Here is a 21,093-nt window from a genome sequence, read left to right on the forward strand (position 1 = left end):
GAAAGGCTACGTCACGAACATGCCCGCCACCCGAATCTCCGCGGCAGAACTCATTGCCGACTATCACGAGCTCTGGCGAATCGAGAAATCCTTCAGGATGTCGAAGAGCGACCTGAAAGCCCGCCCGATCTTCCATCACACCCGCGAGGCGATCGAAGCCCACCTCACCATCGTGATGGCCGCACTCGCCGTCTCACACCGCCTGCAAACAATCACCGGGAAATCCGTCGCCAAAATCATCGAAACACTCGAGCCAATCCATGAAATGAACGTCAACATCGCTGGCCAAACCCTACCCGCTCACGACCAGATCACACCCGCAGCCCAAACCATCCTCGACACCCTCGGCCTCACCTGGCCCCCACACTAAAGTGGCACGAGTCAGGTTCTATGTCGAGGACAAGGGCTTCACCCCAGCCGGCCAATAAAGGTGGCACGAGTCAGGTGACAGGGGCTCCGAGGCGATCCTGTGCCTGCCCACGCACTCCTCGAACCGGCCCGCCGCCCCAGCGGGCGCGGGACGCCTCAGCCCTGCGCGGGGATGGTCTCCAAGTCGGCCAGCCAGGCCCGGGCGTTGGCGTCGGAGGGGGCGTTCCAGTCGCCGCGCGGGCTGAGCGAGCCGCTGGGCAGCGCCCTCGGGCCGCTCGGGGAGGCGGTGCGCTTGAACTGCGACTGCATGAAGCGCCGGCAGAAGACACCGAGCCAGTGCGTGATCTCGTCGAGCGAGTAGGCGACCCGCTCGTCCTCGGGGGTTCCCGCTGGCCAGCCGCCCGCCTCCGCGTCGCCCCAGGCGTGCTGGGCGAGGAAGGCGATGCGGCTGAGGCTGAAGCCGTACCGCAGCCAGTGGTGCAGGGTGAAGTCGTGCAGCGCGTACGGGCCGATCGTGTCCTGGGTCGACTGCGGCGCGGCGCCCTCGCCGGCGGGGATGAGTTCCGGGCTGATCTCGGTGTCGAGGATCGACTGGAGGACCACACCGACCTCCTCCGGGAACAGCCCCGAGGCGATGACCCAGCGGACCATGTGCTGCATGAGGGTCTTCGGCAGCCCCGCGTTCACCGCGTAGTGGCTCATCTGGTCGCCGACCCCGTAGGTGCACCAGCCGAGCGCCAGCTCCGACAGGTCCCCGGTGCCCAGCACGATGCCGCCGCGCTGATTGGCGATCCGGAACAGGTAGTCGGCCCGCAGACCGGCCTGCACGTTCTCGAAGGTGACGTCGTACTCGTCCTCCGCGTGCCCTAGGTCGCGGAGCATCTGGGTGGCCGCCGGCCGGATGTCGAGCGTCTCGAACGTGGTGCCGAGGGCCTGCGCCAGCTGCGTGGCGTTGTCCCTCGTGTGCGCGCTCGTGGCGAAGCCCGGCATCGTGACGGTGCAGATGTCGGTGCGCGGGCGCCCGGCAAGATCCATCACCCGGGCGGCGACGAGCAGGGCCAGCGTCGAGTCCAGGCCCCCCGAGACGCCCAGGACGATCCGCGGGTCCCCGATGGCCGTCAGCCGCTGACGCAGGGCGGCCACCTGGATGGCGTAGGCCTCGGAGCAGTCCCGCGCCAGCCGCGCGGGATCGGCGGGGACGAAGGGGAAGCGCGCGACCTCGCGGGCCAGGCCGAGATCGGTGCGCGGCGGGTCGAGGACGACGTCGATGACCTCGACGCGCGCGTCCAGGCCGGCCCCGGCCAGATCGCGCGCATTGTCGTCGACCGAGCCGTTGCGCAGCCGCTCGGCCGCCAGCAGCCTCAGGTCCACGTCGGCGACCGAGGCGCGCGGGCCGTCGGCGAAGCGCTCGCCCTCGGCCAGCAGGACGCCGTTCTCGTAGATCATCGTCTGCCCGTCCCAGGCCAGATCGGTGGTGGACTCGCCGGCCCCGGCGGCGCAGTAGACGTGGGCGGCGGCCTGCCGCGCCGAGGCGGAGCGGCACATCAGGTGACGCTCGTCGGCGCTGCCGACGGTGACCGGAGAACCGGCGATGGTGACGATGACACTCGCCCCGGCCAGCGCGGCGCGCGCGCCAGGCGAGACCGGCGCCCACAGGTCCTCACCGACTTGGACGTACACGTCGAGGCCCTCGACGTCGGACGCGCGGAAGTGCAGATTGTCGCCGAACCTCACCCGGCCGAGCCGACCCAGGTCGATCTCGCCGCGCAGCCCGGCCCCCGAGGCGACGCGGCGTTTCTCGTGGGCCCCGCCATGACTCTGCGGATAGCTCTTCGGCGCCACGCCCAGCACGCGCCCACGGTGGACGACCACGGCGCAGTCGTAGAGACGGTTCCCGCGCCGCAGCGGGGCGCCGACGACGAGCAGCGGCGTCAGGGCGGCGGTGGCCTCGGCGAACCGGGCGAGGGCCGCCAGCGTCGCGTCGAGCAGCCGCTGGTTGAGCAGCAGGTCGTCGATGGCGCAGCCGGTGAGGCTCAGCTCTGGGAAGGCGACGACGGCGGCGCCCCGGCCGGCCATGCGGTGGGCCTGCTCGGCCAGGCGGTCGGCGTTCGTGGCGGGGTCGGCGATGGCGACGACGTCGGTGCATGCCGCGATCCGCGCGAAGCCCTGGTCGTAGAGCGAGGTGAAGTTCATGGTCCTCCTGTCGTTCGGCCTTCGTGCACCCCATTGTCGTCCTCCCGGACGCCGCGCCGGGCGAGGGTCACTCTGTGTTCACGGTGCCCGGTCCGGCCCGCGGGAGGTGTCCAACACGCAGTTGAGCGCGAGTGCCGAGCGTCAGCGGCCCCACGCGCCTCGGCGGCCTTGCGGCCTCGGAATACTTGGGCAGGGCCGGCGTGGAAACCGAACCGGCGCCGCAGGCTCATACACAACTGACCGGCACCCATCACGAGCGTGTCGCCGGGGCGCCGGCGGCCCAGGTAGGCAGCCCACTGCCCCGGCCCGGCAGGTATGAACGGCCCACGGCAGGCTGGTCGGGCGGCCGAAGAACACTGCCCCGGCCCGGCAGGCACGGACGGGTACGCCCTGCCTGGGGCCGCTGTCAGGCCGCTGTCGCGTCGCTGCGGGGGTCGGCTTCGGGCGACTCGCCCTCAGCGGTGAGGGCTGAGATTCAGCAGGGCGGCAGCACCCCTGGACTTCCCGATTGTCCGCGCAGGCGCGCAGCCCACTGCGTGCAGCGCTCCTTGACGCCGTTCAGTTGCTCTGCGCCGACGTCGTAGCGTTCGACGTCGCGTGGCGTCACTCGGCGCACGGCCTCCAACTGCTGCGCGAACATGGTCACCTCGAACCCTGCGTCACGCTCGGCCGCTGCGCTCACCAGTTCCTCATCAGTGAACCGGCCCCATCGGCGGATGGCATCAACGTCGAGGTAGTCGCGCGGCTCAGCGCGTGAGTAGAGTGCGGCGATCTTGTTGCCGACCGCATCCTCCACGCTCAGCACAGGACCGACGTCGAGCCCCACGGGGTCGTTCTCCCGCCAGTCCACCCCCATGTCGACGCCGAGCCGCAGCCCATCGGCGGTGCTGACGTGCAACCGCGCGAACTGCGCGACTCGGCGGGCCTCCTCGACCTCGTACCCACTCTCCCGCAGGGCCGCGACGACACGATCAACAGCCCGGGCGAACTCGTCGATGTCCTGCGCCATGGTGAACAGGTCGATGTCCTCGGTCGGTCGATCGGTCACACCGTGCTCGCGGATCGCGCCAGAACCCGCCAATGCGAAACCGGACTCGGCGGCCCTGGCCAGGGCGATGCGGGTCACCTCACGTTGCATCTCGGACCGGGCGCTCACGGATTCACCACATCGCGCAGCTCGGGGAAACGGGCTTCCCACAGCGCGCGAGCCCGCCGCGGCAGCAACAATTCCGGCCAAACGGCCACCAGCCGATCACGATTGAGGATCGCCACCTGATCGGCCACAGTCCCCTCGGCCACCACTGCTCGATAAGCCAGACTGACGCCGCCATCCTCATCAAGGTCGACTCGGCCGCCTCCCGGCGCCCACAGCACGGTGTGGGGCAACTCGACAACACCGCCCGCCGGCCCCTTCAAATCGTCCAGGCTCTCAGGAACTGCATAGGGCTTCACGTCACGAAGGAACACTCGGTGCTCGGCCGGTACGGCAGGCGCGGCGGAGTGGGAGCGCCGGAAACCCTCCTCAGCGGCGGTCACGCCGCGAACCCCGTCGGTCATGCCTCTTCACATCCTCACGGTTCCCGGGGGCGCAGAGGCAATTTTATCGGGGCAACCGGAAACGAGCCAGGGACAGTTTCGGGGCATCGACTTTCGGTTGGTCGACGCACAACGTGGTGCGCGCTGCGCGCCTGCCGCGTCGACGCCCGCACCGGAGACGGCCCCGCGCCGGACCAGCATCTCGCAGAACGCGCTTCCCCTCAGCGCGCCCGTGAACCGGTTCCGTGCGGGGCGGGAAGGAGCGTGGTGGCCATGGGTTCTCCTTGGGTTCGTGAACCGGCTCTGGGTGGGCCGGGTCAGCTGGCGTCGACGAGCCGGTAGCCCTTGCGCACCACGGTCCGGATGGACGCCGGGCTGGCCAGCGCCTCGCGCAGGCGGGCGATGGCGACCTCCGCGGCGTGCGGGTCGGTCGAGTCGCCGGGCAGCACGTGGAGGATCTGCTCGCGGCTGACGATCTGCCCCGGCCGGCTCGCCAGCAGACGCGCCACCGCCAGGCCGCCGGGGGACAGGCCCAGCGCCCGCTGCCCGAGGGCCGCGTCGGTGGCGTGCACGCGCAGCAGCCCACCGGGGATGACGCAGGTCAGCGCCGACTCGGTGACCCGGGCCGAGATGTGCCGGACGAGCGCCCCCATGCGCCCGCGGTCGGGGTAGCCCACGTCGAAACCGGCATCCACGAGGGGTTTCGCGGCGACCCGGCCGACCGCGGCGAGGACGAGCCCGCCGGCGAGGTTCTGCTCGCGCACGTCCTCGAGGGCCCTGGCCGAGTCGAGGGCGCGCACCCAGGCGGCCGAGCCGGGCGAGGAGGTGAAGGCCACCGCGTCGAAGCGGGCCGCCCGCAACTCGTCGATCGAGTTCGTCACGGCGTCCGCGTCGGGGGCCGGACCCCAGCGGTAGACGGTCAGCGGCGTCACCCTGGCGCCCGCCTCGCACAGCGCCTCGGACAGGCCGTCGTCTCCGGCGCCGTGGCACTGGATGACGATGTGCCTGCCCTCGACGCCGCCCTCCAGCAGGTGGTCGAGGATCTCGTACGAACTGGCCCTGGGCGAGACCCAGGCCGCCTCGGCGCCGGCCCCGCGCAGCGCCCCCAGCGCCTTGGGGCCGCGGGCGATCGTGCGGGTCGCCGTGAGCATCTCGGCCAGCGCCTCGGACAGGCCGGCCGTGTCGGCGGCGTCCAGCCAGGCGCGCAGGCCGATGCCCGTCGTCACGACGACGGCGTCGGGCGGGTAGTCGAGCAGGTCGCGGGTCCGGCCCAGCAGCCCCGCCTCGTCGATGTGGTGCTCCACGCCCATGCTCGAGGCGATGACGGTGTGGGCGCCGCGGCGTTTGAGGGCGGCCGCGAGGTCCTCGGCGCGGCGCTGGGCGGTGATGAGGACACGGGCGCCCGCCAGCACCTCGGTGAGGGCGGCGTCGACGAACCCGTTCGTGCCCGGTCCAGGTCCGGGCTGGGAGGCGGCTGAGTTCGTCACGGGCCAAGCCTGTCACGGGCCGGGCGCCGAACGGGAGCATTTCGCGCCGGGGATTCACCACGGCCGGCCCCTCGCCCCGGCCGTGCCGCGCACGGCGGGGCCGTGCGGTCTCGCCGCGCGGTGGCGTACCTGCCCCGCCGGCTTGCCCCGCCGGGCGGATCGGGTGAGAGAATCCTCGGGTCCACTCACCGACAGGAGGGCCGATGGACGCCGAGACCTTCGTGCAGCGCTACCAGGTGGAGCGCCGCAACACCAATTCCCTCAAGTGGGACGCCCTGGGCCAGCGCTTCGGCAACCCCGATCTGCTGCCCATGTGGGTTGCCGACACCGAGTTCCGCGCCCCCGAGGCCGTCCTCGACGCGCTGACCGAACGCGTCGCCCACGGCGCCTTCGGCTACTCCACGGTGCCCGACTCCTACTTCGAGGCCTTCGACGCCTGGGCCGCCCCACGCCGGCAGGCCCGCGTCAGCAGGCAGTGGGTGCGTTTCAGCACCGGCGTCGTCTCAAGCTTCTACTGGACGATCAGTGCCTTCACCGAGCCCGGCGACGCCGTCCTGCTCACCACGCCCGTCTACTACCCGATGTACAACGCCGTCCGCGACACCGGCCGCAGGCTCGTCACCAGCGAGCTCGTCCGCGACGCGAACGGCGAGTACGGCTTCGACCTCGACGACTTCGAACGTACCATCGTCGAGGCCGGCGTCCGGCAGTGGATCGCCTGCTCCCCGCACAACCCGGTCGGCCGCGTGTGGACCGAGGCCGAGCTCGACGCGGTGCTGGGCATCTGCGCCAGGCACGGCGTCCTCGTCGTCGCCGACGAGATCCACCAGGACATCCTGCCCGGCGACCGCCCGTTCGTCGCGATGTCCGAGGTGGCCGGCGGCCGCTACCGCGACCGCGTCGTCACGCTGAGCGCCGTCTCCAAGACCTTCAACCTGGCCGGCCTCGTCCACTCGCACATCATCATCCACGACGACGCGCTGCGCGCCCGCTACGACGCCTGGGCGCGGGCCTACGTGCAGACCGAACCGAACATCATGGGTCTCTGCGCCGCCGAGGCCGCCTGGCGAGGCGGCGCAGAGTGGCTCGACGGCCTCACCGCGCTCCTGCGCCGCAACGACGCGAGCTTCCGCGCCCGCGTCCGCGAGGTCGCCCCGACCGCGCAGATGCCCCCGCTCGAGGGCACCTATCTGCTGTGGCTCGACCTGCGCGACTACGTCCGGCCCGACGAGATGCGGTCCTTCATGCAGGACACCTGCGGTCTCGCCATCGACTACGGCGAGTGGTTCTCCCCCCAGGCCAGGGGCTTCGTCCGGTTCAACCTGGCCACCACCCCGGCGATCCTCGACCAGGGCACCGAACGCCTGGTCAACGGACTGGCCGGCCTCGGCTGAGACCGTCGCGGTCACCCGCACGGCGAGGCACACGGGCCGGGCGGGGACGGTGTGCCCCGCCCGGAGCCGCTCAGCCTCCCGCGATGGCGACCTCGTCGGTGTACGCGCAGTACCAGGTGAGCGAATCGTCACCCCAGCGGTAGAGCACCTGGTGGTAGCCGTTGACCGTCTGGTCACGGCCGCCGCCGAGCACCACCCGGTCGACCCGGTCGAGGGCGAGCTCGGGGGCGCCCTCCTCGGGCGCCAGCTTGAGGGGCCTGGTGAGGACGTCGGTCGTCTTGCGGGAGTCGGACGCCGGTGCCAGGCACGGACTGGTCGAGGCGCGCAGCGGTGAGGTGCGGATCGGTACGCCGTTCTCCAGCGCGATCGTATTGGTGATCTTCTGGGCCGGCAGCTCGGAGCAGGGTTCGTTGTTGCGGATCAGACGCGTCACCTTGATCTCTCCGCTGTCCGCGTCGACCTCCAGTGACTCCGTCGCATTGCCGCACGAGGCGTCGTCGGTGACCGGGTACGGCGACTGCACCGCGGTGCCCTGCTCGGGATCCCACGTCCACACATAGGCGTAGTGCCAGTAGCCGTCGCCCTCGCCGCTCGTCAGCCAGGCGACGGCGTCCTCGTAGCCGTCGCCGTTGAGGTCGCCGTACTGCACCGGGTTGCCATCGGTGCCGTTGTCGATCCGCCACCAGGAATCCCGCTGGGAGCCGGTGGCGGCGGGTTTCAGCGTCTGCTGCGAGCGGGCGTCGTACCACTCGGCGCTGGTGAAGTCGAAGTTCTCGATGGCCTTGGTCTCGTCGGAGTTCGTCGGACTGGGGGTGCTGCTCGTCGGTCCGTAACCCGTCGGGTTGTCCGAGGGGCCCTGGGCGCAGCCTGCGGCCACCAGCGTCGCGGCGGCGACGAGCGAGGGAAGGATACGGCGGTTCATGGGACCAACACTAGGGGAGCGCACCGCAGGCGGCCGGCAGCGACGGGCCCCGGCCCTCGTGCTCCTCCGTGCCGACACGGCCCCCACTGGGGCGAATGACGGATGGACTTGTGACCCGGCGGGGCATCTGTGGAACAATCCTGTGAGGATGACGGAGGTGACCCGATGACCGAGTTCGCGCGCATCGCGTTCGTGTCGCTGCACACGTCCCCGGTCGCCTCCCCCGGGTCGGCGGACGCCGGGGGCATGAACGTCGTCGAACTGAACTCCGCCCTCGCGCTGGCCGAGGCCGGCCACCGGGTCGACCTCATCACCCGCCGCGACACCCCCGACGCGCCGCCGCAGGCCGAGATCGCGCCCGGCGTGCGGCTCGTCAACCTCGACGCCGGCCCCGCCCGCGTCGTCGCCAAGAGCCGGGCCGAGGCCCTCATCGAGCCCTTCCGCGCGGCCATGGCACGGCTCGACCCCGCCTACGACGTCATCCACTCCCACCACTGGTTCAGCGGGGTCGCCGCCCTGCCGCTGGCGCGGCGCTGGGGCATCCCGCACGTGCAGAGCTTCCATTCGGTCTCGGCCCCGCCCGGCGCCGACACGCTGGCCGACGGCGAACCGCCCGAGTCACCCGGCCGCCCGGCCGGGGAGGCGCTGGCGGCCGCCCGCTCGGACCTCATCGTCGCCGTCTCCGAGGCCGAGAAGCAGACCATCATCGACCGCTACGGGCCCCTCGACACGCCCATCGTCCCGGTCCACCCCGGCGTCGACCTCGACCGGTTCCGCCCGCTCGCCCCCGGGGAGCGGCACTGGGCCTGGAGCGAGACCGGCGGCGGATGCTACTTCCTGTTCGCCTCGCGCCTGCAACCCCTCAAGGGCCCCGACCTGGTCGTGCGCATGATGGCCGAGATCCCCGAGTTCGACCGCCCGCACCTGGTCATCGCCGGCGAGGCCTCCCAGGACTTCGCCCGCTACGAGCAGGAACTGCACCGGCTCGTGCACGAGCTGGGCCTCGACGAGCACATCGTCTTCCTCGGCTCGCAGAACCGCGACGAACTGGCCTGCATGCTGCGCGGCGCCTGCGCCCTCGTCACCCCGAGCTACTCCGAGACCTTCTCGCTCATCTGCCTCGAGGCCGAGGCCAGCGGCGTGCCGGTCATCGCCAGCCGCGTCGGCGGCATCCCCGAGGCCGTCCAGGACGGCGTCACCGGGATCCTGCTCGACGACCGCGACCCGGCCACCTGGGCCGCGGCGGCCCAGTCCACCCGCGACGACGGGGAGCTGCGCGCGCGCATGACCAGAGCGGCAAGGGCCTTCGCCGAGAAGCACGGCTGGGACCGGACGGCGGCCGGGCTCGTCGACGCCTACCGCGGCGTCCTCGACCGGCGCACGGCGAGATGACGAGGAGCACCGTGCCCACCGACGACACCGGCATGATCGAACGGATCATCAACACCCCGGCGGGCCTGCGCGTCCTGCTCGTCCACGCCCACCCCGACGACGACACCCTCTCGACCGGCCCGCTGGCGGCGTGGCTGGCGGCCAGCGGCGGCCGCGTCGACCTGGTCACCTGCACGCGCGGCGAACGGGGCGAGGTCGTGCCCGGCGTCCTGCCCGAGGCCGTCACGCCGGCCGAGCTGACGGCCGTCAGGGAGCGGGAGCTGGACGCGGCCTGCGCTGAACTCGGCGTGCAGAACAGGTGGTTCCTCGGGGCCGCGCCCTGGCGCGAGGCAGGGCTGCGGGACTGCCGCTACGAGGACTCCGGCATGCGCTGGGTGACGCCCACCCTGGCGGGGCCGGCCGCCGACGTCGGCGAGCACGCCCTGACGGTGGCCCCGCTGGCCCAGGAGGTCACCGACCTGTGCGCCGGGCTGGTCGGCCGCCGCTACGACGCGGTCGTCAGCTACGACGACGGCGGCGGCTACGGCCACCCCGACCACGTGCGCTGCCACCAGATCGTCGCCCTGGCCTGCGGGCGGGCCGGCGTGCCCTTCGTCCAGGTGCTCTCGCAGGAGGACAACCCGGACGCCGGCGACGCCGCGGCGGCCAGCTGGCTCGACGGCACCGACCCGGTGCTGCAGGCCCGCGTCGTCGCGGCCCTGCGCTGCTTCCGCACCCAGCTCACCGTCGCCGGATCCGGCGCCGACCAGCACATCCGCCACGTCGGCGGCCAGCGTCAGGAGATCCCGCGCCGGATCGGCCTGCTGCCCGGCAGCGTCCCCGCCGGGCGCGACGGGAGCGGCGGTGCGCACCAGGGGCCGACGGTCTAGGCTGGTGCCGCACGAATCCGCAGCGGGAAGGACGGTCGTGGAAGACATCGTCGTGTTCTCGGGCTCGGCCCACACCGAGCTGGCCGCGAACATCTGCCGGTACGCGAAGGTCGGGCTCTCGCCGGTCGAGATCAGCCGGTTCAGCAATGACTGCCTCCAGGCGCAGCTGCTGGTGAACGTCCGCCAGCGCGACGTCTACATCGTGCAGCCCCTCGTGCCGCCCACCCAGGAGCACCTCATGGAGCTGCTCCTCATGGTGCAGGCCGCCAAGTCGGCCTCGGCGGCCCAGGCCACCGCGGTCATCCCGCACTACTCGTACGCGCGCTCGGACAAGAAGGACGCCTCGCGCATCAGCGTCGGCGGCCGGCTCGTCGCCGACCTGCTCGTCACCGCCGGCGTCGACCGCGTACTCACCATGCAGCTCCACTCGCCACAGGTGCAGGCCTTCTTCTCGGCGCCCGTCGACCAGCTCACCGCGCTCGGCGTCATCGCCGGCCACTTCCGCGGCAACTGCGAGAACTCGGTCGTCGTCAGCCCCGACTTCGGCAACGCCAAGGCCGCCTCCAACGTCGCCCGCCTGCTCGGCCTGCCCGTCGCGGCGGGCAGCAAACGCCGTCTCGCCGACGACAAGGTCGTCATCGACATGGTCGTCGGCGACGTCGTCGGCAAGCACTGCATCGTCCTCGACGACGAGATCGCCACCGGCGGCTCGATCATCGAACTCACCCGCCGGCTCAAGGAGCAGGGCGCCCTGTCGGCCTCGGTGGCCTGCACCCACGGCCTGTTCACCGGCAGCGCCGTCGAGCGGCTGCGCGCCGAGGAGTTCATCAGCGAGGTCGTCACCACCGACACCGTCCCGGCCCCCGACGGCTGGCCCGAGCTCACGGTGCTGTCCGTCGCCCCGCTGTTCGCCGAGGCCATCGACCGCATCCACCACGGCAGGTCGATCTCGAAGATGTTCGACGGCGTCGACCCCGCCTACGCCCCGCCGAAGGGCCAGGGCGAACTCTTCTGAACCCGGGTCAGAGCCCGAAGAAGTCGCGCAGGCCGCCGAGCAGCATCTGGGTGGAGATGATCACCAGGATCATGCCCATGAGCCGCTCCACGGCGGTGAGGAAGCGTTCGCCCAGCCAGCGGTTCAGGTAGCCCGAGAAGAACAGGATGACGGCGCACGGCAGCCAGGCGAGCGCGGTGGCGGCGAGCAGCCGGGGCATCTGGTCCGGGTACTGGTTGGCCAGGATGATCTCGGTCGCCAGGGCCGACGGCCCCGCCGTGTAGGGCACGGCGAGCGGCACGATGAACGGTTCGCTGTCGGTGCGTTCGGTCAGGCTGTTCGCTGGGGTGGGGAACATCATCCGGATGGCGATGAGCATGAGGATGAGTCCCCCGGCGCTGGCCAGCGCCGGCTGGGTGACGTGCAGCACGCCGAGCAGCTGCCGGCCGGCGATGAGGAAGGCGAGCATGATGAGCAGGGCGATGCACAGTTCGCGGGCCAGGACGAGCTGGCGGCGTCCCGGGCCGACCTCACGCAGGGCCGTCAGGAAGATCGGGATGTTGCCCAGCGGGTCGAGGACGAGGAAGAGTGTCAGCGCGGAGGACAGTACGAGGGCCATGAGCCTTCTCCTGGACGTCGAGCAGGGCCAAGGGACACCCGGGAACGAATATTCTCGGTGGATGCAGGTGTGCCACGATTTGTTGTGGCTGAATCTGAATTCGCGGGGAAATATTAATGACAGAAGCGGGGGTTCACAAACGGTGGCGCCTGGCCGGGGCGGGGCCGGGACTCCTGACCGGAGGTTCCTGCCACTGCCCGGGCCGGTGGGCCGTTCGCGGGCGGGGAAGCCTTGATCGCGGCGCTGACAGCCGTTCCCCGGGACGGTGGGCCGTTCGCCGTGCGCCGGCGCAACCGGGAAGGGCCCCCGGGGCGGTGCGGGCGCACGCCGGGCGGGGGGGTTCAGCCCGGGACGGCGGTGGGCCGTGGCTCGCCCTCGCGCCGGGTGCCCCTGTCGAAGAGCGCGTCCCCGATGCCGCGTGAGGCGGCCCAGAAGACCAGACCGGCCAGCAGATAGCCGGCTCCCATGCCGATCATGGCCGGCGGGCTCACCGCGTCGGCCGGCAGTACGCAGGCCGCGATGACGGCACCGAGCACGGTCGAGACGTTGTAGAGCACGTCGTAGAGCGTGAAGACGCGGCCGCGGTGGTCGTCGTCGACATGGGCCTGCACGACGGTGTCGACCTGTACCTTGAGCGACTGGCCGGCCAGGCCGATGAGGAAGGAGTTGACGAGCAGGGTCGGTATGGTCATGACGGCTCCGACGGTTGCCTGCGAGGCGGCCATGACGAGCAGCATCGCGCCGATGCAGCGCCGCACCCCGATGCGGTGGGCGATGGGTACCGAGACGACGCCCGACAGGACGAATCCGACGCCGCTCACCACGAACCAGGCGCCCGTGCCGGTGATCGCCGAACCGAGGTGGTCCCCGGCGGCGAAGTGGTGGCGGTAGATCACGACGACGAAGGCCATGAGGAAGCCGTAGCCGATGCGGACGACGGCCTCGGAGAACAGCGCAAGCCAGGCGGGCCGCCGCGTCGACAGGTGACGCAGGCCGGTGACCAGGCCGTGCGCCACCTCACCCACCGTCGTCCGGCCTGCGCCGGCCTCCGGCCCCAGGGCCGAGCGGGGGATGCGGCCGGCCACGGCGATGGCGACGGTGAACAACAGCGCCGCCAGGACGAAGATGAGCCCGTTCGCGGTGTCCGTGCCCAGCCGCCCGCCCAGCGCCAGGCGGATGATGCCGGCCGCCGCGCCGCCGAAGAGCGTGGCCAGCGGCCCGATCATCGGCATGAGCGAACTCGCCTCCAGGTACTCGTCCTCGTCCACCGTGCTCGCCAGACCCGCCTGGAGCCCGGCCAGGGTGAAGCGGTTGAGGCTCAGCATGACCAGCAGCAGCACCGCGAGCGCGACGTTCGCGGCGCCGCCGGTCAGGTGCGAGGCGATCATCGCGGCCAGCCCGGCGCTGCAGAGGGCGCGCGTGAGGTCGACGAGCACCGAGATGCGCTGACGCCAGAAGCGGTCGAGCAGGACCGAGAGGAAGGGGCCGAACAGCGAGTAGGGGAGCATCGTGAGGGCGAGCACCCCGGCGACCGCCCACGCACTCGTCTGGCTCTGCGGGCTGAACAGCAGATACGAGGCCATCCCCACCTGGGCGGTGCCATCACCGGACTGCCCGCACAGGCGAACGAGCAGGAGCCGCCGGAAGTTGCGGTGCCGGCACAGGCTGCTCAGTCTCCGGGTGAATTCCACGCGCATCTCCTCCAGCGGTCACCGGGGAGTCTAACCGGCCCGGATGTGTCGAGGTTCCCGACCGGATCCGCCGACGCGGGGCACAGCAGTACCGTCATCGCGAGAGGAGGTGGGCTGCTGCCGGTCGACGCTTCGCTGCGCAGTTGAAGGGCACCAGGGGGCTGCTGGTCACCCCCAGCAGCCCCCTGGGCGTCTGTGGGCCGCGAATGCGGCTGATGCCCTGGGCTCTGCAGTTCTGCGATCGGCTACGTCATCGGGCGATGCGATCAGCATGAGCAGAACATCGATACTGCCCTGAAGTTTATACACACGAAGCCCCTAGGGGGACATCGGTGACCAGAATGTGATCGCTCCCGGTCCGAAAAACGCGGAGTGGCCTCCCTCCGGTCGAGGCGATCCTCCTTGTCAGGACATACAAGCTTCTTGTCCTCTGTTTGCTGGGCGAGCGCGGACAACGAATGGCAAGCCCGGGTCACTCTCTTCTCACGCCGGGGTCTGCCGGCCCGTCGGGCCCGGCTCAGGGGTGGACGAGACCGGTCTCGTAGGCGATGAGGACCAGACCGACACGGTCCCGGGCCTCCAGCTTGGACAGCAGCCGTCCGATGTGGGTCTTGACGGTGCCCTCGGCCATGAACAGGTGCTCGGCGATCTCCGCGTTCGTCGCGCCGCGTGCCACCTCGCCGAGCACCTCGAGTTCGCGGTCGGTGAGCACCGAGAGGCGGTCGTCCTCCTCCCCGACATGATCGGGCAGGGTGGGGGCGACGTGTTCGAGCAGACGGCGGGTCGCGCTCGGCGCGACGACGGCGTCGCCGGAGGCGACGGTGCGGATGGCCGACAGCAGCTCCTCGGGCCGGGCGTCCTTGAGCATGAAGCCCGAGGCGCCTGCCTTGAGGGCCGAGAAGACGTACTCGTCCAGATCGAAGGTGGTCAGTACCAGGACGCGGGTGTCGGTGCCGGAGTCGATGATGCGGCGGGTCGCCTCGACGCCATCCATGACGGGCATCCGGATGTCCATGAGTACCACGTCGGGTTCCAGCTCGTTCAACCGCTCGATGCCCTCGGCCCCGTCGGCTGCCTCGCCGATGACGCTCATGTCGTCCTGGGCGTCGATGAGCATGCGGAAGCCGCTGCGCACCAGCTCCTGGTCGTCGACGAGAAGCACCGTGATGGGCTCGGCCATGTTCTCCTCCTGTACTCGTGCCCGGCCCGTACCGGGCATCCCGCCTCGGCGGTACCCCTACGGTAGTCATCGAGACCAGCCCGAGGGAGCAGCGCCGTGCTGTTCGCGGTACGCGCAACTGCGGGGTCCTGTGGCCAGCCGGCTCACACAGCCCTGCCGGTCTTCGCGGCGAGGGCGGCTCGGCGCAGCGGCGACCCTAGTCGTCCTGGGGCAGTGGCAGCTCCGCGTGCACGGCGAACCCGCCCTCGGGGCGTGGCCCGGCGCTGGCCGTGCCGCCCATCGCGGTGGCGCGCTCGGACATGCCGCGCAGCCCGTTGCCCCCGCCGTCATCTGTCACCGCCGCGCCCGCACCGTCGTCCGTGACGTCGATGACGATGCGGTCGGGCTCGTAGCCGAGGCGCATCCAGCACGTGGCCTGGGGACCGGCGTGCTTGAGGAAGTTCGTCACGGCCTCCTGGCAGATGCGGTAGGCGGCCAGTGCCAGGGTCGGCGGTACCACTGGCGCCGTGCCGCTGACCTCCAGGTGCACGCGGTCCCCGGCGCGCTCGGTCATGGCCGGGATGTCGCTCAGGGCCGGCATCGGCCGGTACTCGGCCGGGCCCTCGCGCAGCACCCCGACGATGCGGCGCATCTCGACGAGCGCCTCGCGGCTGGTGTCGGCGATCGTCCCGAGCACCTGGGCGGCCGCGTCGGGGTTCTTCGCGGCGAGCGCCTTGCCGCCTTGGGCCTGCACGGTGATGACGCTCAGCGAGTGGGCGACGACGTCGTGCAGCTCGCGGGCGATCTCGTTGCGGGTACGGGCCTCGATGCTGCGGGCGCGTTCGGCCTGGGCGGCGAGCTGCGCCTCGTACTGGGCCTCGGCGGCCAGTTCCCGTTCGAGTTCGGCTGCGTCGTTCTCGCGGGTGCGGCGCCCGATCTGGTACGGGATGAGCACCATTGCCTCGCAGATGAGGAACAGCAGGTAGAAGACGTTGTGCGGGTTCGGCGTGGCGATCCACGGCTCGGGTGTGCGGGACCATCGGTAGGGCCCGACGATCGCGCCGATGAAGCCGACCAGCACCGCCAACCGTGAATCGCGGCCCGGAACCCAACGGGCCACCGAGTAGGTGATGATCGGCACGGCGATGAGCGAGGGCGACGGCGCCTCGAGGACGACGGCCTGCAGCAGCCCGCCGACGGCTGCGATGGCCAGCATGATGAGCGGGCGCCGGCGGCGCAGGACGACCGATACCGTCAGCGGCAGGCTCGTGAGCAGGGTCGCCAGGTGGGAGTCGTGGTAGGGGAAGGTGACATCGCCCCAGAAGCAGGTGAGTGCGGTGAGCACCGCGGCCAGTGCGGCGTCGGTGATGAGCTCCCTGCGTGTGTCGTGGCGGAGCATGGGGACGAAGCTCATGAGTGAAGTCTATGGAGCACAGCCGTGCGCCGGGGCGGGCTCAGGGATCGAAGCTGCGGCCGATCTCGGCCCACAGCTCGGCCTCGTGCCGCTCCTCGCGGTGGCGGTGCAGGTGGGCCAGCCCGAGCAGGGCGGCGACGACCGCCGTGAACCAACCGGTTCGTCTCGGCATCATGACTGACCTCCCCAGACGGCGTCCTGGGACGCCCCACGTGTGCGGTGCTGGCGCACCGGCATCAGGCAATCTTGACGCCAACCGGGCCGGCGCGCAAGGGTCAGGGTGTGCCTGGCCCCGGTGCCGCGCGGCGCCGGGTGTTTCAGAGTCCGATGCCGTGGTCGTGTCCGGGTGGTTTGTGGCTGCGGGGGCGTGGGGTATTGCGGGTGGCTCGCTGGGTGGCGGCCTTGATCGTGCGGAGTGTGTCCTCGGGGGTGAATTGCTGCTTCTGTGCAGTCGAGGTGGTGGGGTTCTCGGTGATGGCTTCCTGCAGCTGGTACCAGAAAGTCCCCTCCTCAGGCTTGTGGGGCAGGGCGTATTTGGGTGCCAAGCGGTCGATGGTGTCCTGAACCTGGGCCGCGGTGGCCTCCAGAACCTCACCGGCATCCCCGGCGGGCTGGGGCGTCACTGGGGCTGCCAGCCCTTCTCCCATGGCAAGGGGTCATCGGGCGGCCTGGGCATCGGATCAGTAATCACCCGCAACTCGGCATACTCCTGATCAGACAGGAATCCTTGTCGGCGCAGATTGAGCACGTCGTCCCAGGAGCCGCGTTCGTAGTCGTCGTAGTCACGTTGCCGACCGAAGGTGTAGGGCCAGGTGCGCAGGCGGTCCATCATCTCCTGGCTGCTGATCTGCCCCAGAAACCGCCGGTAGCCCAGTTCCTCCGGGCTCTCGGGGCGCACCGGCTCGCCACGGGCGATCTGCTGGCCCACATGGGCCACGAACCTGGGTTCGGAGCCCGTGCGCTCAATGACCTCCTGGGGGTCAGCCCCAGCCGCAGCAGCCGCTCGATCTCCCGATCACGATCAACACGCGCCAGAACCATGGCCGCGTCTTCTCTTCGTTCCTCGACCGTGAACCGCGAGTTCGTGGCCCAGGACAGGTCCTCGGACTCCGGGCCCGGGGCGAGTGGTGTCTTCGCGCCCTCAGGCCGCTCCGCTGCTTCCTGGCCGCTCACAACAGGCCTCCCAACCAGATGTACAGTGAAGCGCCGCCATTGCCTCGCACTCTAGCGAATACGGGGGCGGCATACATGAAGGCGGGTGCGGCCGAACACGAAAAGCTCCAGCCAAGGCCGCAACCCCTGCCGGACCAAGGCCCCGGAGACCACGGCGATGAGTGGCCCGCCGAAGCCCCGACCCTGCCCACGGGCGGCGCCGTCGTGCCACGATGGGGCCATGAGCACTGTCTTCACGAAGATCATCGAGGGCGAGATCCCCGGCCGTTTCGCGTGGGCGGATGGCGTGTGCGTCGTCTTCGCGTCCATCAACCCGATCGCCGACGGGCACATGCTCGTCGTGCCACGGGCGGAGGTGGCCAAGTTCACCAGCGCCGACGACGCGCTGCTGGCCCATCTCATGGGTGTGGCGAAAGTCGTCGGGCAGGCCGTCGAGCATGCCTTCGACGCGCCGCGGGCCGCCCTGCTCGTCGCCGGCTTCGAGGTCCCGCACCTGCACCTGCACGTCCTGCCCGCCTGGGGCGAGGCCGAGCTGAGCTTCGCCAACGCCAGGAGCGAGGTGCCCGGTGCCGAACTCGACGCCGCCACCGAGAAGGTCCGCGCCGCGCTGCGCGACCTCGGCCACGGCGCCACCGTGCCGGCCGAACTCGGCTCGACGACGCTGGCCTGACCGTGGGCTCGTCCACCGAGGGCACGGCACCCGCGGAAGGCGTTGCCGCGCGGGTCATCACCGTCTCCGATCGCTGTGCCGGGGGCGACCGCGAGGACCTGTCCGGGCCCCTCGCGGCCCGGCTGCTCGCCGAGGCCGGCCTGGCGGTCGGCCCGGTCGTCGTCGTGCCCGACGGCATCGAACCGGTCCGGGCCGCCATCGGATCGGCGCTCGACGACGGCTGCCGCGTCGTGGTGACCACCGGCGGCACCGGCATCGGCCCCCGCGACATGACGCCCGAGGCCACCGCGCCCCTGCTCAGCGCCCGCCTCGACGGGCTGGCCGAGGCGATCCGGCGTCGCGGCGAGGCCACCGCACCGGCCGCCTCCCTCAGCCGTGGGCTCGCCGGCGTCACCGGGCGCGGTCCCGGCGCCGCGCTCGTCGTCAACGCGCCCGGCTCGCCGGGCGGGGTGCGCGACACAGTCGCCGTCATCGCGCCGCTGATCGGCCACGTCCTCGATCAGCTCGGCGGCGGAGACCACCCCGCCCAGTGACCCGGCGCCCCGCACCCTGCGGTCCTTGTGCGTCATGGCACGAGAACCGCAGGGCGATGAGGCTCAGCGGTGCAGCAGTTCGGCTGGGATGAGGGAGACGAACTCCTCCAGCGCGTCGCGCAGCACACCGAAGCGGTGGGCGTCGTAGCGGCCGGCGTCGTAGCCGACGACCTGCCCGGACGTCGTCAGGTACAGCTGCTCGAAGGGCATCGCGGTGACCCAGGCCCGCACCTGCGGGGTGAGCAGGGCCAGCGCGAACGCCTCGTCGTCGCCGGTGATGTCCCACTCGCGGTTGAATGCCTCGTCCTCGGTGTTGATGTCGTTGAACGGCAGGCTCAGCAGCCCCTCGCGGCGGATGCGCGTCGCGGGGAAGCCGGCCAGCACCGGGTAGACCATGAAGCTCTTGACGTGGTTGTGGACGAAATGCTGGTCCCCGTTGTACTCGCTGGTCGTCCAGGTCAGGTTCCCGTAGCGGACGCCGCTGAGGGTGACGACCTGCTCGGCGCCGGCCCGCTCCCAGATGCCGACCAGCCCTCTCACTGTGGCGCCGAGCTCCGGGTCGTCGCCGATGAACTCCAGGCCCAGCTCGCCGGCGGCCTGCTCGGCCCTCTCGTCGCGTCCGTCCTTGGCCGCGGCCCCCATCGCGAGGGCGACGACGAACCCGAGGATCGCGATCATGATCACCGCGCCGTAACTCATCCCGGCCTCCTCACCGCAGCGAACACCTCAGCATGGTATCCGGTGACGCTCGTGTGTCAGCCCGGCTCCGCGTCACCAGGGGCGGATGGGGGCTCACCCGCCGGGGTCGGAGGCGGGCAGGGCGCCGGTCGTGCGGCGAACACGCGGGGCTCGCCGCCTGGGGCGGGCCCGGTTCAGCTCCCGGCGGGGCGGGTCCAGTCGCCTGAGCGCCCACCGGACTTGCCGGTGATGAGCGCCCGGCGGATGACGGCCGAGCGGTCGACGCCCTTGATCATGTCGACGACGGCCAGTGCGGCCACCGTCACGGCGGTCAGCGCCTCCATCTCGACGCCGGTGCGGTCGGCTGTGCGGACCGTCGCGGTGATGGCGACGTGGTCGTCGGCGAGCGACAGGTCGACCTCGCAGCCGTGCACGCCGATGCGGTGTGCCAGCGGCAGCAGGTCGGGTGTGCGCTTGGCCGCCATGATCCCGGCGACCCGCGCCACGGCCAGCACGTCGCCCTTCGGCACGGTGCCCTCGCGCAGCGCCGCCATGACCCGCGGCGAACAGCCGACCTCCGCGACGGCGGTGGCCTCGCGCACGCTCGGCGTCTTGGCGGTCACGTCGACCATGAAGGCGGTGCCGTCGCCCCGCAGGTGCGGCAGCCGGGTCGGTTCATCGCTCATGTCGGCCCCTCGCATCGATGGCTGGACGGAACACCTGGTCAGCGGCCACCATGCGCCGGCGCGGCGATGAAGTCAAGCTCCATGCCCGGGCTCACCCGGCCGATGCCGACCGGGACGACGGCGAGACCGTCGGCCCGCGGCAGGGACGCCACCAGGTGGGAGCCAGAGCCCAGCGGGTGCACCGGGCGAACCCGCTCGCCGCTGCGGGCGACCGGGATGAACTGCACCTTTCGCGCCGGGCCCGTCCACGGCGCGTCGGCCACGACGCGGCTGGTCCCCGAGGCGGTCGAGCCGGCGCGCCCGGCCAGCACCCGCAGCGCACCGGCGACGTAGACGTGGAAACTGACCCACACGCTCACCGGGTTGCCCGGCAGGCACAGCACCGGGGTGGGGCGGCCCGCCACCTGCGCCGTGGCGACGCCCTGCGGGCCGCCCGGCTGCTGGGCGACGTGGTGGAACCGGGCGCCGTCGCCCGCTAGCGCCCGGCGCACGACCTCGTAGGCGCCCTCGGAGATGCCCCCGGCGGTGACGACCAGGTCGAGGGAGGGCCAGCCGGCGAGGAGGCCGGTGAGCCGGGCCGGGTCGTCCGGCACCCGCCCGGCCGCGACGAGCTCGCCACCGGCCTCGCGGACCAGGCCGGCCAGCAGGGGCGAGTTCGAGTCGGGGATCTGGCCCGGCGCGAGCGGCTCGCCGGCCGCGCGCAGCTCCGAGCCGGTGGCCAGCACCCCGACCCGCGGCCGCGGGTGCACGTGCAGCGCCGTGTGACCGACCGAGGCCGCGGCGGCGAGGCACGCAGCGTCGAGCAGGGAGCCGGCGCCCAGCACCGGGTCGCCGGCCGCGACGTCCTCACCGGCGTGCCGCACGTTCGCGCCAGGCTCCGGGGCGGCATGGATCGTGACGGTGCCCGGCGCATCGGCCGTGCCGGCCGGGTGGTCGGTGTCCTCGACGCGGACGACGGTGTCGGCGCCGGCGGGCATGAGCGCGCCGGTCATGATGCGTTCGGCGGTGCCGGCCCGCAGCGGCGTCGCGGCGGGGTCGCCGGCGGGCACGTCCGCGATGACGGGCAGCCGCGCCGGGTGCTCGGCGCAGGCCCCGGCGACGTCGGCGTGCCGCACGGCGAAGCCGTCCATCGCGGAGTTCGTGAACGGCGGCACGGGCAGCAGTGCGGTCACGTCACGGGCCAGCACGAGCCCCAGGCACTCGTCCAGGGCCCGGGTGACGGTGTCCGGCACCTCGATCCGTGCCTCGATGAGAGCCCGGTGCTCGTCGACGCTCAGTGGCTCGTCCATGCCTCTGCCTCCTTGTCGTGGATCC

At 71.7% G+C, this 21,093-nt stretch carries 22 protein-coding genes; 7 read left to right on the forward strand and 15 right to left on the reverse strand.

Translation table 11 applies throughout. The features are described 5' to 3' along the window. On the forward strand, positions 1-370 hold a 370-nt coding region (locus D9T14_RS09910), incomplete at its 5' end, for an IS1634 family transposase (protein WP_147434122.1). Positions 371-525: 155 nt separating this feature from the next. Here the strand turns inward: D9T14_RS09910 and D9T14_RS09915 are convergent. From D9T14_RS09915 to D9T14_RS09930, 4 genes are all read right to left on the reverse strand, one after another. After that, entirely contained in the window at positions 526-2,562 is a 2,037-nt protein-coding gene (locus tag D9T14_RS09915; protein WP_119162271.1) for an NAD(+) synthase, read from the reverse strand. A 475-nt stretch (positions 2,563-3,037) separates the two neighbouring features. Continuing rightward, complete coding sequence (locus tag D9T14_RS09920; protein WP_119162272.1) at positions 3,038-3,718, reverse strand: nucleotidyl transferase AbiEii/AbiGii toxin family protein; 681 nt, start codon at positions 3,716-3,718, stop codon at positions 3,038-3,040. Then, a complete protein-coding gene (locus tag D9T14_RS09925; protein ID WP_232012415.1) occupies positions 3,715-4,119 on the reverse strand; it encodes a transcriptional regulator in 405 nt (134 codons plus the stop codon). The genes D9T14_RS09920 and D9T14_RS09925 overlap by 4 nt, the downstream gene beginning before the upstream one ends. Before the next feature lie 296 nt (positions 4,120-4,415). Next, on the reverse strand, positions 4,416-5,585 hold the full coding sequence (locus tag D9T14_RS09930; RefSeq protein ID WP_119162273.1) for a uroporphyrinogen-III synthase: 1,170 nt from the start codon (positions 5,583-5,585) through the stop codon (positions 4,416-4,418). 203 nt (positions 5,586-5,788) lie between these two features. On the opposite strand from D9T14_RS09930, the gene D9T14_RS09935 reads away from it, so the two are divergent. Further along, positions 5,789-6,979: a MalY/PatB family protein gene (locus D9T14_RS09935; RefSeq protein WP_119162274.1), complete on the forward strand. Its 1,191-nt coding sequence runs from the start codon at positions 5,789-5,791 to the stop codon at positions 6,977-6,979. A 70-nt stretch (positions 6,980-7,049) separates the two neighbouring features. Here the strand turns inward: D9T14_RS09935 and D9T14_RS09940 are convergent, their stop codons facing one another. Further along, entirely contained in the window at positions 7,050-7,901 is an 852-nt protein-coding gene (locus tag D9T14_RS09940) for a hypothetical protein (RefSeq protein ID WP_119162275.1), read from the reverse strand. A gap of 165 nt (positions 7,902-8,066) precedes the next feature. Between D9T14_RS09940 and D9T14_RS09945 the strand changes: the two genes are divergently transcribed. The 3 genes from D9T14_RS09945 to D9T14_RS09955 are packed head-to-tail and all read left to right on the forward strand — an operon-like array spanning position 8,067 to position 11,177. Next, positions 8,067-9,293, forward strand: a complete 1,227-nt coding sequence (locus D9T14_RS09945) for a glycosyltransferase (protein ID WP_119162276.1) — start codon at positions 8,067-8,069, stop codon at positions 9,291-9,293. An 11-nt stretch (positions 9,294-9,304) separates the two neighbouring features. Then, on the forward strand, positions 9,305-10,162 hold the full coding sequence (locus D9T14_RS09950; protein ID WP_197720620.1) for a PIG-L deacetylase family protein: 858 nt from the start codon (positions 9,305-9,307) through the stop codon (positions 10,160-10,162). A 37-nt stretch (positions 10,163-10,199) separates the two neighbouring features. Beyond that, complete coding sequence (locus D9T14_RS09955) at positions 10,200-11,177, forward strand: ribose-phosphate diphosphokinase (RefSeq protein ID WP_119162277.1); 978 nt, start codon at positions 10,200-10,202, stop codon at positions 11,175-11,177. A 7-nt stretch (positions 11,178-11,184) separates the two neighbouring features. Here D9T14_RS09955 and D9T14_RS09960 read toward each other — a convergent pair whose 3' ends face one another. The 7 genes from D9T14_RS09960 to D9T14_RS09985 form a co-directional block, all read right to left on the reverse strand. Beyond that, complete coding sequence (locus D9T14_RS09960; protein WP_119162278.1) at positions 11,185-11,775, reverse strand: MarC family protein; 591 nt, start codon at positions 11,773-11,775, stop codon at positions 11,185-11,187. Positions 11,776-12,116: 341 nt separating this feature from the next. Further along, positions 12,117-13,466, reverse strand: a complete 1,350-nt coding sequence (locus tag D9T14_RS09965; RefSeq protein WP_119162279.1) for an MFS transporter — start codon at positions 13,464-13,466, stop codon at positions 12,117-12,119. A gap of 517 nt (positions 13,467-13,983) precedes the next feature. Further along, on the reverse strand, positions 13,984-14,646 hold the full coding sequence (locus D9T14_RS09970; protein WP_119162280.1) for a response regulator: 663 nt from the start codon (positions 14,644-14,646) through the stop codon (positions 13,984-13,986). Positions 14,647-14,842: 196 nt separating this feature from the next. Continuing rightward, positions 14,843-16,039 (reverse strand): sensor histidine kinase, encoded by a 1,197-nt coding sequence (locus D9T14_RS09975; RefSeq protein WP_119162281.1) that lies wholly within the window; start codon positions 16,037-16,039, stop codon positions 14,843-14,845. Positions 16,040-16,079: 40 nt separating this feature from the next. After that, positions 16,080-16,214 carry a hypothetical protein gene (locus tag D9T14_RS14270; protein ID WP_259340981.1) on the reverse strand — a complete coding sequence of 45 codons (135 nt, stop codon included), beginning with the start codon at positions 16,212-16,214 and terminating at the stop codon, positions 16,080-16,082. Positions 16,215-16,356: 142 nt separating this feature from the next. Then, on the reverse strand, positions 16,357-16,662 hold the full coding sequence (locus tag D9T14_RS09980) for a hypothetical protein (RefSeq protein ID WP_119162282.1): 306 nt from the start codon (positions 16,660-16,662) through the stop codon (positions 16,357-16,359). Then, positions 16,659-16,967: a hypothetical protein gene (locus tag D9T14_RS09985; RefSeq protein ID WP_126464143.1), complete on the reverse strand. Its 309-nt coding sequence runs from the start codon at positions 16,965-16,967 to the stop codon at positions 16,659-16,661. The genes D9T14_RS09980 and D9T14_RS09985 overlap by 4 nt, the downstream gene beginning before the upstream one ends. Before the next feature lie 465 nt (positions 16,968-17,432). On the opposite strand from D9T14_RS09985, the gene D9T14_RS09990 reads away from it, so the two are divergent. Both D9T14_RS09990 and D9T14_RS09995 read left to right on the forward strand, forming a co-directional pair. Beyond that, a complete protein-coding gene (locus tag D9T14_RS09990) occupies positions 17,433-17,882 on the forward strand; it encodes an HIT family protein (protein WP_119162284.1) in 450 nt (149 codons plus the stop codon). A 2-nt stretch (positions 17,883-17,884) separates the two neighbouring features. Beyond that, positions 17,885-18,415 carry a MogA/MoaB family molybdenum cofactor biosynthesis protein gene (locus D9T14_RS09995; RefSeq protein ID WP_182482074.1) on the forward strand — a complete coding sequence of 177 codons (531 nt, stop codon included), beginning with the start codon at positions 17,885-17,887 and terminating at the stop codon, positions 18,413-18,415. 63 nt (positions 18,416-18,478) lie between these two features. Here the strand turns inward: D9T14_RS09995 and D9T14_RS10000 are convergent, their stop codons facing one another. From D9T14_RS10000 to D9T14_RS10010, 3 genes are all read right to left on the reverse strand, one after another. After that, entirely contained in the window at positions 18,479-19,114 is a 636-nt protein-coding gene (locus D9T14_RS10000) for a hypothetical protein (RefSeq protein ID WP_119162285.1), read from the reverse strand. A gap of 173 nt (positions 19,115-19,287) precedes the next feature. Further along, positions 19,288-19,779, reverse strand: a complete 492-nt coding sequence (gene moaC / locus D9T14_RS10005; protein ID WP_119162286.1) for a cyclic pyranopterin monophosphate synthase MoaC — start codon at positions 19,777-19,779, stop codon at positions 19,288-19,290. Positions 19,780-19,817: 38 nt separating this feature from the next. Then, complete coding sequence (locus D9T14_RS10010) at positions 19,818-21,068, reverse strand: molybdopterin molybdotransferase MoeA (RefSeq protein ID WP_119162287.1); 1,251 nt, start codon at positions 21,066-21,068, stop codon at positions 19,818-19,820. Positions 21,069-21,093: the final 25 nt, after the last annotated feature.

It is taken from the genome of Propionibacterium australiense (assembly GCF_003666605.1).
Taxonomy (GTDB): Bacteria; Actinomycetota; Actinomycetes; order Propionibacteriales; family Propionibacteriaceae; genus Propionibacterium; species Propionibacterium australiense.

Coding starts and splice junctions, on each gene's coding strand:
- D9T14_RS09915 (WP_119162271.1), bottom strand. CDS start 2,562: ATGAACTTCACCTCGCTCTACGACCAGGGCTTCGCGCGGATCGCGGCA.
- D9T14_RS09990 (WP_119162284.1), top strand. CDS start 17,433: ATGAGCACTGTCTTCACGAAGATCATCGAGGGCGAGATCCCCGGCCGT.
- D9T14_RS09960 (WP_119162278.1), bottom strand. CDS start 11,775: ATGGCCCTCGTACTGTCCTCCGCGCTGACACTCTTCCTCGTCCTCGAC.
- D9T14_RS10010 (WP_119162287.1), bottom strand. CDS start 21,068: ATGGACGAGCCACTGAGCGTCGACGAGCACCGGGCTCTCATCGAGGCA.
- D9T14_RS09975 (WP_119162281.1), bottom strand. CDS start 16,039: ATGAGCTTCGTCCCCATGCTCCGCCACGACACACGCAGGGAGCTCATC.
- D9T14_RS09940 (WP_119162275.1), bottom strand. CDS start 7,901: ATGAACCGCCGTATCCTTCCCTCGCTCGTCGCCGCCGCGACGCTGGTG.
- D9T14_RS09925 (WP_232012415.1), bottom strand. CDS start 4,119: ATGACCGACGGGGTTCGCGGCGTGACCGCCGCTGAGGAGGGTTTCCGG.
- D9T14_RS09935 (WP_119162274.1), top strand. CDS start 5,789: ATGGACGCCGAGACCTTCGTGCAGCGCTACCAGGTGGAGCGCCGCAAC.
- D9T14_RS09945 (WP_119162276.1), top strand. CDS start 8,067: ATGACCGAGTTCGCGCGCATCGCGTTCGTGTCGCTGCACACGTCCCCG.
- D9T14_RS14270 (WP_259340981.1), bottom strand. CDS start 16,214: ATGATGCCGAGACGAACCGGTTGGTTCACGGCGGTCGTCGCCGCCCTG.
- D9T14_RS10000 (WP_119162285.1), bottom strand. CDS start 19,114: ATGAGTTACGGCGCGGTGATCATGATCGCGATCCTCGGGTTCGTCGTC.
- D9T14_RS09970 (WP_119162280.1), bottom strand. CDS start 14,646: ATGGCCGAGCCCATCACGGTGCTTCTCGTCGACGACCAGGAGCTGGTG.
- moaC (WP_119162286.1), bottom strand. CDS start 19,779: ATGAGCGATGAACCGACCCGGCTGCCGCACCTGCGGGGCGACGGCACC.